This is a genomic window from Flagellimonas sp. 389, assembly GCF_018449435.1.
Classification (GTDB): Bacteria; Bacteroidota; Bacteroidia; order Flavobacteriales; family Flavobacteriaceae; genus Flagellimonas.
In genome coordinates, this window is the sequence record NZ_JAHCMU010000015.1 from 123,077 (window position 1) to 136,735 (window position 13,659).

Below are 13,659 nucleotides of genomic sequence, written 5' to 3' on the forward strand. Positions count from 1 at the left end.
TCCAAAAGAACATATCCAAAATTTAGCATAAGCAACAACGTAACAAACATTAGTATCTAATCCATTTATTGACATGATTTTCCATTTACATTCAAAATTGCTGTTTTTATTCGTTTTCTCTTTAAGTGTAACGGTCTTATCACAAGACTACGAAGCCTTACAATATCGAACAGTAGGTCCAGCACGCGGGGGTCGCGTTACAACGGTAACTGGAGTAGCGATGCAACCGGGCACCTTTTATTTGGGAGCGTCGGGCGGAGGGGTCTGGAAATCTGAGGATTATGGTACCACTTGGAACAATGTTTCTGATGGCTTTTTTGATACCCCATCGATAGGAGCAATACAGGTAGCCCAAAATGATCCGAACATTGTGTACGTTGGTACAGGTTCGGACGGATTGCGAAGTAACGTCATCGGTGGGAAAGGTACCTATAAATCGATTGATGCCGGGAAGACATGGGAACATATAGGACTTAAAAACGTAGGACAAATTGGCGCTGTGGAAATTGACCCTACCAACAGTAACGTTGTTTGGGTAGCGGCCATCGGCAATGCCTTTAAAAACAATCCGGAACGTGGTGTATATAAAACTACGGATGGAGGGAAGAACTGGGAAAAGGTACTTTTTATTTCCGATAAGGTAGGCTTTTCGGATATCGAATTATTACCTGGAAATCCCAATGTTATCTATGCGGCAGCTTGGAAGGCCAAACGTAAACCTTGGACTATTATATCGGGAGGTACCAAAACGGAAGGAGGCATCTACAAATCCGTAAATGGAGGTAAAGATTGGACAAAACTTGAAAACGGATTGCCAAAGAATACTATAGGAAAGATAGACTTAGCGGTCTCTCCCAGTAATTCGAGTATTCTTTATGCAATTGTTGAAGCTCCCAAAGGGGAACAAGGGCTCTATAAATCAGTAGATCAAGGGAAATCGTTTGTCCATATTTCCGATGACAAACGTCTGGTGAACAGGCCCTTTTATTATATCAATGTGGAATTGGATCCTACCAATCCCGATATTGTATATTCCAATGCCAATCCACTTATCAAATCAATCGATGGTGGAAAAACGTGGAAAGAAATGAAAGTGCCCCATGGAGACAACCACGATATATGGTTGAATCCGAATAACCCAGAATTATTGATTCAGGCCAATGACGGTGGTGCCAATGTTAGTTTTAATGGGGGCAAGACGTGGTCTACACAGTTCAACCAACCGACTGCCGAACTGTATCAAGTGGAAGTGGACGACCAATATCCATATTGGTTGTATGCTGGTCAGCAAGATAATTATACGACTATTGCGGTACCGAGTTTTCCACCCAGTGCCGTGCAAAGTACTGGTAATGCTTGGATTATCAATACGGGAGGGTGTGAAACAGGTCCAGCTGTGCCCAAACCAGGGGACCACAACACTGTTTATGCCAATTGTAAAGGACGTTTTGGTGTGTTCAATAAACTTACAGGAGTGGAAAAGAGCTATTATGTGGGCGCTTCGAATATTTATGGGCACAATCCTAAGGATTTGAAGTACCGTTTTCAACGGGTTGCACCAGTACATGTATCACCACATGACCCTGATGTGGTCTATCACGGATCACAATTCTTGCACAAAACAGATTCTGACGGATATTCTTGGGAAACCATTTCCCCTGATCTGACCGCTTTTGAAGCGGACAAACAAGTAATTTCAGGAAGTCCAATTACACGTGATATTACGGGAGAGGAGTATTACAGTACACTGTATTCTATAAGGGAGTCAACCTTACAAGAAGGCCTCATTTGGACAGGATCTAACGATGGCGTGATTTCATTGACAAAGGATGGAGGTAAAACTTGGCAAAACGTGACTCCTAAGAAACTACCGAAAGGAGGTAGAGTAGAGTCCATAGCAGCATCACAACATGATATGTCCACCGCTTACATTGCTGTAGATAGACATCTACTGGGGGATCAAAAACCCTATTTTTATAGAACCACAGATTATGGTGCCAATTGGACGTTGTTGAGCACCGAATCAAGCGGAATTCCTAGCGACCATACTTCTCGAGTTCTAAGAGAAGACCCTGTAGAACCAAGGTTATTGTATGCTGGTACGGAATACGGTATGTATGTTTCGTTCAATGGTGGAGACACCTGGCAATCGTTTCAACAAAACCTTCCCGTGACTCCAATAACGGATATAAAAGTCTTTAGGGGTGATTTGATTTTAAGTACAATGGGACGTGGATTTTGGATTTTGGACAACATTACCAGTCTGCGAGATAACGCCATGAACAATCTAAAGGCTGCACCCCATCTTTTTAAACCAGATACCACTATTCGCTATCGCTATCCAAAGGTACGCGCAAGCAATGCTTTCCCAAAATACCCAACAACGGCGGTGTATATCGATTATTATTTGCCCGAGGCTACCGAAGGTTTGAAACTGGAGATTTTAGATGCCAAGAAAGAATCTATTATTATGATTTTAAGTGACAGTACGCAATTGAAATCTTCGGTAGGAGAGGAGGAGGATATGAACTTGAGTACTACTTTTCGCTATGTCAACAAAAAATTGGAAGCCAAGAAAGGGCTAAACCGTTTTGCTTGGGACCTGCTCGGAAAAGGACCATGGCACAAAGAGAAGAAAAAACGCTACAAAAACGGACCTATGGTGCGACCTGGAACCTATACTGTAAAACTTACGATGGGTAACCAAAGCATGACACAAGATTTTGAAATATTAGTAGACCCTAGGGTAAAAACAGAAGGTATGACCGAGCAGTTGTTTGAAAAGCAGCACGACGTTCAGCAAAAGGTATTGGTATTACTAAACGAAGCCCGTTTGTTACAGGATAGTTTGGAAAAAGAATCCAAAAAATTGAAGGACAGAGAAGAAAACGCAGAACGATTGGAGCAGATAAAAGCTGCTTTAAAACAACTTAAGAATGATGAAGGTGCTTATCCACAACAAATGCTAGTGGCACAAATTTCATACATCTACAATATGGTGAACGGCGCAGATCAGGTTATCGGCAAGGATGTGATGGAGCGTTATGATGAATTGAAGACAGATTTTACAGCAATTCAAAGCAAATTTCAATAGCTGGTTTGACGCTAATAGCGGAACGTGGTCGTATTCTTTTCATGGACGTGAGAGGGTAGGACGGGCTATACCAATAAATAACAAGTGTTATTTCTTTTTATATTGAATACTTTCATCTTCTAGCGAATAACAGAGTTTTGCTTTTTTCAATCCAAAAATTCTCCCTTCCCGTGCTTCGTAATTGGCATAGAGGGCACCATTTTTTCTGAATGCCTGTTGCATACCTTCTTCTTTTCCCCGGTTTAAATTCATTTTCTTGAATAGTTCACCGGTCGGATACCATTTTTTTTGCTCTCCATGTGGCCAACCTGTATAATAATTGTAATGTGCGATCAAAACATGCGTCGAATCTGCGGTCCATATTTTTTTTACTCCGTGCAACTTCCCTTTGTCGTAGGTTGAAACATTTTTAAAATGCCCATCGGGATACCATTGGATAAACTTGTGCTGCTTTTTGCCATTCAGGATTCCAAACTTTTCCTTTAGTAAATTGTCCGGATAATGACTTACGGCAAACCCTGAATAGGGGGCGCCTTTTAATGTCCATATCGAGGTTTTATGATTGTATTTTAAGACTGATTTTTTGACCAATATGTCAGGTATCTCTAAGATGGCATCGTTCGTAGTACTTGTTAGTGATTTTCCATTTTTCTCGGAACAACTGAGTAGTACAAGGTTTAAAGATAACAACGACAAAAAGAACGATTTCATTTTAAAGATTTTGATTTCAGTAATTTATGTAAAAAAGAAACCATCCTAAATCAAAAAAAGTGAAGGATAGTTTCCTTTTATGATACAGTGTCATGCATTATCTACATAATAGTATTAGGAGTGCCTTGCAAATTACCTGCAAAAAGAGCGATTATGCTTCCAAAGTAAAATTCATTAACGATATGATAATGGTAAATTACCTCGCCATCGCTGTGTGGTGTCACTCCAAAATGTCCTCCTGATTCATCTAAATCCGTAGGATAAGAGGCATCCGCTTCTCTTCTTCCATATAACAAAAACCCATCCGCCATAATACCTACCAACTTTTCATCATCATAGGAAAGTGTAGTATTCTCGGGGATATCGGAAGATTCGATATGATAATGATAACCGGAAGGGCCATTGTGTGCCCCTGCATAATCGAATGTTTGAGCAATTTCTTCTTCTATAGGTCTACTGTCCCCTTCTAAATCATTGAAAATAGGTACACCCGTGACAGCAATGCCAATGGCACCTAATCCAGTCGCTGTGCTTGAAGCGGCTATTTCAGGTGCAGAGGATACGGTTAAGGAATAGCTACGATCGCCACCAATACGACCAGGAGTTTGGCGTGTTGCAACTACAGGTTCGATGTATAGCGGGTTTGTCTCCTCCCAGTAGGGTGATGTATGGTTGGGTATACCATTTGATTCAATGGTAATATTATCCCCATCAAATGAAACGGTTACCGCATCTGGATTAAATTCATCAAATGCTGATAATGGTGTGCTCGCTGCATCAGATGTATCATCTGTTCCGTCCGTATCATCAGTCTCATCTGTATTTTCTGCATCACTGCTGCAGGATACCATAAAAGCAATAGCTCCCAAAAGTGAAAAAAGTGTGAGTTTCAAGTACTTCATTTTTAGATTTTTTTAATTAAGAATAGCATTATATAACTTTAGATGCTTTTCTACACGATTTCTTGCGGTTGTCCTTCATTCTTTTTGAATAAAGACTATTTGGAATGTAAAATGAAGCCTTGGATTTCATGGGGTTTTCATTTTTATGAAAACTCTTGCTAATTGTTTTATAGGTTGTTTTTATTTCTACTGCCCTCTTTTCGTATTTTGAAAGTTCGGATCCTGGGCCAGGTTTCTTTTCCGATATGCGTCAAGATTGATATCTTTCTTCCATGTTGTAATGGTAATATTTTCGTACGAATTTGATAATTTTAAAAACCCTTTCAGCGTTTCAAAAAAAACAGATGGATTTTCTTCATAGGGAATATGCCCAGCGCCTTTAACCAATAAATATCTGGCATTGGGAAATTGGGCTTTCATTATTTCATGTTTCTCTGAAGAATAGGCCAAATCCCATTCACCATCAATAATAAGGGTAGGAATTGGGCAATTTTTAAATGCTTCCTTCAGGTCATAATTAAAGTAATCTTTAAGCATGGTACTGTAATAATTTTTATCATGGACAAACTCATACTTGGCATACATCGCCATATCCATTACCGTCCATTTCTTTAAATGCCGTCTTTTCCATTCCCCGTTCATAAAAGCATTGAACAACATTTTTTTCTGTAAATCCGGATTTACCATTTCAGAATGTACTGGGAATGCTCTTTTACCATTAAGGGAATAGATTTGTTCGATCCTGTTGCGTTCTTTTTGAGATTGATAGTCATATTGCCTTGACCCCAGTCCAATATCAATTGACATAGGTAGCGATGAACTTACCAAAACCATTCCTAATAGGCTCTCCGAATATTTTAAGGAATATAACTGGGTTATTGTTCCTCCAAAGGATAACCCTAAAACAACCCATTTTTGTATCCCCAGCTTTATTCTAAGGTTTTCTAGATCATCCACAGCCTGCATTATGCTGTAACCTTCTTTTTCAGGCGTTCTTTCTGATAATCCGACTCCTCTAAGATCATAATAGATTACTCTTGAAAATTTTGAAGCTTCAAGAAAATGAGGATGAAAATAATGTGAACTGGTTCCTGGACCTCCGCTAACCAAAACTAGTGGAATCCCTTCTCCCATTTCTTCGACCCATAGATTCACGTTCCCAACTAATTCAAATCTTCCTGTTATACCAAGAATTTCCTCATATCGTTTTACAACTGGTACCGGAAGATCATTTTTATATATGACGCTATTTCTATCAAAAATCGTTTCTTCCTTATCTAAGCCGTTTTTATCAAATGATTGTAGGTATCTCTCTAACAAGGGTAGGCTAACATTCTTATTGGGCACTATATCGTTTCTATCAAAATCGAAAACGGTTTCCTGAGCATTTAGGGGATCAAGTCTACAAGTAAAAGCAGCCAACCCTATAATAAAAAGAAGAATTCCAGTACGTTTCATAAATATAGATTTTAGCTGCAAGTTATATTCCGAAGACCTTTTTGACTTATGGATTCCTGAATTGAAAAACGATTTATCGGAATATTTGGGAAAAGCTTTTTGTGAGAATAATTATGGTAGAAGAGGATTGTTAAAGGTAATTGTTATCAGTTATGACCTTTAATTATGTTTATTAAAGCGGGAAGCTGTTTCCTAATTATATTATGTAGCGAATGGATTTGGATTCCTGAAAGTAAGTCTTTAATTATGCGTAGCCCTATATTCTGAAGGAGTCAAATTTGTTATAGCCTTAAATGCAACATTAAATGTAGAAAGACTATTGAAACCAGCATCTAAGGCAACACTTATTATTTTGGTTTTTTTGCTTCGAGCCTTCAATAAACATTTAGCCTCTTCTATTCTGTAGTTATTTATATAACTGGCAAAATTCTGATTCGCATATTTGTTTATAATTTCAGAAACGTCGCGTGAAGATATTCCTATTGTTTCAGCAACAGAGGCTACGGTTAATCCAGGATTTAGATATAACTGCTTTTCTTTCATTACATTTTCAATTTTATCAAAATAGACTTTGCCCTTTTCGGGGGTCAGTTTGGAAGTCCTATATTTTGGTGTTAGGCTAAGGTCAAAGGCTTTTTTTGAATTTATTCCCAAGTACGCCAGCAGGACTATAAAAAAGGAATATGCTACCGGACCTGCCGAATATACTGGGAGAATGCCAACAAAAATCAATGTGTAGCACATCCAGATTAATCCCAACGTAAAAATGAGTCGTACATACCACAGTCGTAGTTCTTTCAGAATACCTTTCATTTTGTTTCGATAAAGATATATGCTCATCCCAAGATATAGATATGATTGAAACAGGATAAATATGTAACTGATATCCCAAAAGACACTGCCATCGGAATTTGGAATCATTTGGCCAAATAAAACATAAAATAAAGAGGGCGTAAAGTGTAATAAATGAGACCTTTTAAAAGATTGATTTTGAGATAACAAATGGTAACCATATAGATATAGCAGCGGGCCAACAGCCAAATTGGCCGCCAGTCCTAAATTCTTTATAAGCAGGGGCAGCTCAACAAAATTATAAAGAATAGATTTTGTTATGCGAAGTGCGAAAACAATCAAAAGCAAGCCCAGAATACGGTTTGGAAGCTTTCTGTTCTTCAAAAGAACTATTCCGAAGAAAAAGCTTAGCCCCAAACCAAAACTGCTAATAATAGCTACAAGTATCGCGTCTAACATATCAAATACGGATTGCACATAAAGCTGAACGACAATAGATTTCTCCTTTATCTCAAATGTAAAAAAAACATGCCGCGTAGCCGACCGCATTAAGAAAGTTTAATGAAATACAAAATGTACTGTAATGTTCTTGCGCTTTGATAAAAGCGAAAGTAATTTGTACTTTACGTCGAGCTATACTGACTCATTATGACCAACCACTGATTAAATGATAAAATTCTTTAGAAAGATTCGTCAAAGACTCCTTACCGAAAATAAGTTCAGCAAATATTTGATTTATGCAATCGGAGAAATAGTACTTGTCGTCATAGGAATCTTGATTGCTCTTCAAATTGATAATTGGAACCAAAAGGAACAATTAAAAAAGGAACAATTAAAGACCCTAAACAGTTTATACGAATCCATTAAAATTAATGTTGCCGAGTTCGACAGCATTTTTAATGCCCAAGTTCTACGGAACAGAAGTCTGCGAGAAGTTGTTTTTAAAGATATTTCTAACCAAACGAATACGTATCTCGACTCTTTGATAACATTAAATGTTAGAAACTATACGTTCGACCCATCCACTGGGATTTATAATGCCATGATCAATTCTGGTAAAATTGAACTGATAACGAATGATTCCCTAAAAAATCGGATATCAAAATTATATGATATCGTAAAGGACTATCAAGAAAGTGAAGACGAAATCACGGAATATACCAAGGAGCATTTGGAAAAGTACTTTATCAATAATTACAGTATTAAACCAGAGGTTTTAGCTGGCCTAAGGGATAGAACAGAGTATGAAGAACAAAAGGATAAAGCTTCTTACATCAAAGTTTTTCAATCCTCGAAAGTTGAGAACATGTATATTTTGCTTTTGAACAAAATGAGTGAAGTTATGTTAAAAGGTCTAAGCTTAAAGTCGGAATATGAACATCTTATCGATGATCTGGAACATGAAATACAGAAATGTTCTCGCGTTATGTAACTTGAGCTTTGGTAAAAGCGAAAGTTAACCGAATATTCCTAGAAAAATTTCTTCTAAATATCTTCTTTGAAAAGATAACGGAACACTTTTTACACGACCCGACGAGCTTGTCCGCCAAAGCATCAGCGTAGGAGGATAGGAGGGGAGGGAAATGTGTATGGAACGGCGTAGAATTAGGATGTGTATTTATGGCTTCGCCAAAGCTTCCAATTTTTCAAATACAACAACCTTGTACATGGCACTTACAGGCACCTTCTTATCTACAATCAATAAGTGTGTTCGAGTAGCCTTTGTAACCCTGTCCAAATTGGCAATATAGGATTTATGCGTGCGATGAAAATTTTCAGATAGCAAGGTGTTGATATTAATCAGTGTCTCGGAGATAAGATACATTCTGGTATCCGTAAAAATTTTTAAATAATTCCCGAAACTTTGAATGTAGAGAATTGATTTCAACGGAAGGGTAATCGGTAATCCATCGTGCTTTATGGCAAGTTCTTCTTGTTTTTTATTCGGTATCGGCTCTGTTAGTGTAGAAGTGGAAACTTTGTTTATGGCTTGTAAAAAACGTTCAAGTTTTATAGGTTTCAATAAGTAATCGACTACACCAAAGTCGTAGCTTTCTAACGCATACTCAGAATATGCCGTTGTTAAAATCACTTTAGGTGACTGTATCATAGAACGCAAAATTCCCATTCCATTAAGTTCCGGCATTTCTATATCCAAAAAAACAAGGTCAATTTTATTTTCCTGTATAAAATTCACGAACTCGATGGGGTTCCCAGTACTTAAGACCAATTCAAAGTTGTTTATTTTAGAACAATACTCTTCCAGCACTTCACGAGCTAACTGTTCATCATCAACAATGGCAATTTTAATCATTCCTACTAGTCTGTTAGGTCAATGGATAAATTTACATGATATGTTTTCTCCATATCATTGATATCTAGTACATGGGCATTCGGATATAATAAACTTAGTCGTCTCTGTACATTTTCAAGCCCAGTCCCCATTCTTGACGATTTGGTTGCTGTATTATGCTTTGAATTTACAACATGAACATGAAGCTTAGCATTTTTTATGGAAACATTCACATCGATTGTACTCTGTGCATTGGTGGCTTGAGCGCCATGCTTAACCGCATTTTCAACAAAGGGTATGAGTAGCATTGGCGCTATTTTATAATTTGATGATTCTCCTTCAATTAAAAATTCAATGGTACAACGTTTGCTCAATCGTTTTTCTTCCAGCAATAAATAATTCTCTATAAACTCCAGCTCTTCCTTCAGCGAAACAAAGTCCTTTTTAGCACTTTCTAATTGATATCGCATCAATTCCGAAAGTTGCATGACAACCTCGGGCGTTTCCTTGGATTGCTGTCTGGAAAGCGAATAAATGCTATTTAATGAATTAAATAAAAAATGTGGGTTTACCTGTTCCTTTAAGTAATTCAACTCCAGTTCTCTTTGCAGTTTTTCTTTTTCACTGTTTTCTCTTTGAATGCGCATGCTTCTTCGTAAAAAAAAAGCTGCCATTCCCGTTCCGGTGGTATATAAAAAGAAGAAGAAAAATTTAGAAATAGTATTCCAACTATATGCAAAGTTTATTTTGCTAGAAATTGCGGCAAAGATGGTGGCCACAAGAAATATGGAAAATAACAAGTAGCGCTTTTTGTCCAGGAAAAAGGGAATGAGAATAAAATGATTGACCCAGATTATTCCCATGATGTGTACAGTATAGTTCAAACTGTGAACGAATAGCGCATAATCAGAACCCAGTTTGTCCTTGACAATCCAATTACTCAATAGTTCCAGTAGCAGCACCAATAAAAATGCACCCAGATTGATGAGTATGATTTTCTTCAAAGACTTTTGTGTCATGAATCCTTTTTAGTGAAAGATTAAAAGTACTGCTTACAGACACAAACTTTCATAATTTCTTGTAAAACGCTTATATCAATGATGAAGTGATTTCATCATTTAATCTCTAGGCTTATCCTGTTTACAAGATCAGGTAGGGTTTATACGATACTTTTATCGTTCAGCTATAACAAATAAACAATGAAAGGCATTACTAAAGGGTTACTGGTACTATTTCTTATACTAACAAAGAACGCATTTACACAGGAAAATAGCGCAAAAAAAATCTCATCAACCGCAACAGGAACTTCCTTGGTATTACCGCAGATCCAGGTAGTTCCTATAAAGGAAACAAAAACTGAAAGGAACTATGAACTTTATATAGAGTTGCCTGAAGATTACGCTGAGAACCCCGATAAAAAATATCCTGTCCTTTATTATACGGATGCCGTGTGGCATCGTGAAATGCTGTCCGGTGCTACAGAATACATATTGGAAGATATTATTCTAGTTGGAATTTCCTGGCAGAAGGACGTGGCAGAAGAATTAAGGCAACAATATGGAGAACACGTCAGCCGGTTTACCGATTATTCATTCTGGAAAAAATCAAATCCCGATCATCCCAAACTTAAATTTGGCCAAGCCGAAAATCACTTGGCATTTATACGGAACGATGTGATCAATTATGTCGATAAAAACTATCGTACCGACCCCAACAGTCGTAGCTATTTCGGATACTCACTAAGCGGAGGATTTGGTGCTTACATACTGCTGACGCAACCCGATACTTTTGATAATTACATTCTTGGCAGTCCATTGAGCAAAGGCACAATGCCCTATCTATCGGAGATCAATGCTAAACTTGTAGCTGCCGAGACTGATAAGGACAAGACATTGCATGCCAATGTATTTATGGCATACGGTACCTTGGAGAAAGAAAGGGATGAAACTACCGAGGCATTTAAGGATTTACTACGGGCTAGAAAACATTTGAAGGTATCCATGCAGAGCAAAACCATTGAAGGCAATCACCAAACTGCTTTCCCAAGAATCGCAGTGGAAAGTGTCGCCTGGCTGTCATCCTCAATGTCACCTATTGCAGTGGATGACTATAAGGCTTCATTCCGGGAAATTCCCCAACTTAATAATGCTTTTGTTAGCACCACTCCCGAGGATAGGGAAGATGGGATATCAGTTGGAGAATTATCGGTTGATGATAATAAGAAGGAGGCAATCCTAAATGTTGCCCAAGAAATTTTTGAGGGCACATATGGAAATTATGATGCCTTGCTCATTTCGCACAAAAACAAGCTTATTTTTGAGTCCTACTATAAAAAAGGGCGCATTAATGTGCCGCACGGGCAAGCTTCCGCGGTAAAAGGGTATACCAGTTTAATCTTGGGAAGAGCTATGCAGTTGGGTTATTTGACTATGGAAGATCTGGACAAACCTTTGACGCATTTCTTGAAAGACTTAGATTCTAAAAAATTCACGAAAGGCACGGAAAAAATCACGCTGAATAAGGCATTGACCATGCAAGGTGGATTGACGATTGATAGAGAAAAATGGAAAGAAGTTGAAAATGATTCTGTTAAACTAAAAGGGCAGGGGTTGGTTCAGACACTTTTTGAACGCAGTGAGCCCATTACCAATGAAACCCAGACCTATTTATATGGCAATTTTAACCCTATGATGGTCATGACGGTTATTGACGCTGTGGTGCCTGGAACAGCTGAAAACTTTATACAGGAAGAATTTCTAAACAAACTCGGTATTACCAATTACGAATGGTCCGATCATGCCAGTGGTTTGCCACAAGCGGGATGGCGGGCAAGTATTATGCCTCGCGACATGCTCAAGTTTGGACACTTGGTGCAAAACGGTGGTAAACTGAATGGGGAGCAGTTCATTTCTGCAGCTTATCTAGAAAAAGCTACCAGTGGTATTGTAAGGCCAGCAATAGATTGGATGCCCAAGAATTATCTTTATGGCTACTTTTGGTACTATACACCTGTACAGGTAGGGAACAAAAGCTATGATATGACCTTGGCTTGGGGAGGTGGTGGACAGCGCGTTATGGTCGTGGAAGAACTGGATTTGACTATAGTTATCTCAGGTTTTGACAGGGATGATGACAAAATTATGAAACCCATTTTTGAAACCGTCGTTCCGGCATTTGCCAAAAATTAAATTGTTTTTTCAGGACATAAAGCATAGAAAGATTTTAACGACTTCAGACCTGTTCTGGAGTCGTTTTTTTATCAGTTGTACCTATGTAATAATTGTCAATTAAGAAAAGACTTCCAAGCAATTTTATACCTTGGCTGCCCTCAGCACAGGCACCATGGTTAATTATGGAATATTAATGTTTCATAATGTACCTGTGGCGCCTGTCCAGAACTTGCAGAAAAAATTTCTTCTAAAAATCTTCTTTAAAAAAAGGTAATGGAATACGGTTTCTGCCGAGGCCACAGAGTGGGGGAGGTGAAAGTGTATGGAATGGCTTAAAACCTAAATTGTTAATAAAAACTATCAAAAACACCTTGAAATAGTAGAAAATCCCCAGAATTTCTAAGGTTTTTCTTTAATAGATTTCTCTGCCCTATTTCTATATTGAAGTGCACCAAAGTATTGACTTCCTACAACTTACTTCCCCCGAAAGAATACCTATTAAAGGGTTAATATTTTTATCAGCTTTGATATTAAAGAAGTTGGTATGAGTTACTGGTTAAAAATTATAAAGGATAGGTAAGGTTCCGTGATATATCTTATCAATGTATTAGACAAAGATTATGGTATTTGATAAACAAATTTTCATATCCTATTCATGGAAGAACAGGAGTATTGCAGATGAAGTTGAAAAGTACTTTTATGAACTTGGCATTAGACTTGTTCGTGATGTTAGAGATTTAGATTATAAAGGGAGTTTAAAAAAGTTCATGCAGAAAATTACAGAATCCGATTATGCGCTTGTAATCATTAGTGATGATTTTTTGAAGTCCTCTAATTGCATGTATGAAGCTATTGAGCTTCTTAGTTCTAAAACTTTTAAAAATCAGATTCTTCCAATTATCGTTGACGGGTCTGAAGTTTTCAACATTAAGTCAAGGTCCAACTATTTGTTATTCTGGGAAAATGAAATTGAGGTTTTGGAAGAACAGTTACGTTCTTTAAAAACTATAAGCAAAAGCGATTCAATTTTCACGATGCTTAATCACTATAAGGATATTCGGGATAGTATAGATGGTTTTCTTGAGCATTTAAGCATTCACAACCATTATTATTTTGATGATTTAAAAAAGTTGAATTATGAACCTGTAGCCTTCCCTAAAAATGTAGCCTTACCTGTTTTAGGACGTTGCTAAATTCATAAAATTATGATCAATGTTCATCGTTTGGGGGAAGAATTCT

Annotated in this window: 10 protein-coding genes; 4 read left to right on the forward strand and 6 right to left on the reverse strand. The window is 37.7% G+C overall.

The genetic code is table 11. The annotated features are described in order from the left end of the window. The first annotated feature begins 73 nt into the window (after positions 1-73). Positions 74-3,094: a hypothetical protein gene (locus KIM67_RS13890; protein ID WP_213832161.1), complete on the forward strand. Its 3,021-nt coding sequence runs from the start codon at positions 74-76 to the stop codon at positions 3,092-3,094. Between the two features lie 87 nt (positions 3,095-3,181). Here KIM67_RS13890 and KIM67_RS13895 read toward each other — a convergent pair whose 3' ends face one another. From KIM67_RS13895 to KIM67_RS13910, 4 genes are all read right to left on the reverse strand, one after another. Next, positions 3,182-3,805, reverse strand: coding sequence for a toxin-antitoxin system YwqK family antitoxin (locus tag KIM67_RS13895; RefSeq protein ID WP_213832162.1), 624 nt, complete (start codon positions 3,803-3,805; stop codon positions 3,182-3,184). Between the two features lie 101 nt (positions 3,806-3,906). Beyond that, positions 3,907-4,707 carry a YHYH protein gene (locus KIM67_RS13900; RefSeq protein ID WP_213832163.1) on the reverse strand — a complete coding sequence of 267 codons (801 nt, stop codon included), beginning with the start codon at positions 4,705-4,707 and terminating at the stop codon, positions 3,907-3,909. A 186-nt stretch (positions 4,708-4,893) separates the two neighbouring features. Continuing rightward, complete coding sequence (locus tag KIM67_RS13905; protein WP_213832164.1) at positions 4,894-6,165, reverse strand: alpha/beta fold hydrolase; 1,272 nt, start codon at positions 6,163-6,165, stop codon at positions 4,894-4,896. A gap of 240 nt (positions 6,166-6,405) precedes the next feature. After that, positions 6,406-7,506, reverse strand: a complete 1,101-nt coding sequence (locus KIM67_RS13910; protein WP_213832165.1) for an AraC family transcriptional regulator — start codon at positions 7,504-7,506, stop codon at positions 6,406-6,408. Between the two features lie 118 nt (positions 7,507-7,624). Between KIM67_RS13910 and KIM67_RS13915 the strand changes: the two genes are divergently transcribed. Then, the gene (locus KIM67_RS13915) at positions 7,625-8,389 is read left to right on the forward strand and encodes a DUF6090 family protein (protein ID WP_213832166.1); all 765 of its coding nucleotides are present in this window, start codon (positions 7,625-7,627) and stop codon (positions 8,387-8,389) included. 186 nt (positions 8,390-8,575) lie between these two features. On the opposite strand, the gene KIM67_RS13920 is transcribed toward KIM67_RS13915, so the two are convergent. Continuing rightward, positions 8,576-9,271, reverse strand: a complete 696-nt coding sequence (locus KIM67_RS13920) for a LytTR family DNA-binding domain-containing protein (protein WP_213832167.1) — start codon at positions 9,269-9,271, stop codon at positions 8,576-8,578. Between the two features lie 5 nt (positions 9,272-9,276). Further along, positions 9,277-10,269: a sensor histidine kinase gene (locus KIM67_RS13925; RefSeq protein WP_213832168.1), complete on the reverse strand. Its 993-nt coding sequence runs from the start codon at positions 10,267-10,269 to the stop codon at positions 9,277-9,279. A gap of 180 nt (positions 10,270-10,449) precedes the next feature. Between KIM67_RS13925 and KIM67_RS13930 the strand changes: the two genes are divergently transcribed. Then, positions 10,450-12,438, forward strand: a complete 1,989-nt coding sequence (locus tag KIM67_RS13930) for an alpha/beta hydrolase-fold protein (protein ID WP_213832169.1) — start codon at positions 10,450-10,452, stop codon at positions 12,436-12,438. Positions 12,439-13,040: 602 nt separating this feature from the next. Continuing rightward, complete coding sequence (locus tag KIM67_RS13935) at positions 13,041-13,613, forward strand: toll/interleukin-1 receptor domain-containing protein (RefSeq protein ID WP_213832170.1); 573 nt, start codon at positions 13,041-13,043, stop codon at positions 13,611-13,613. Positions 13,614-13,659 lie beyond the last annotated feature (46 nt).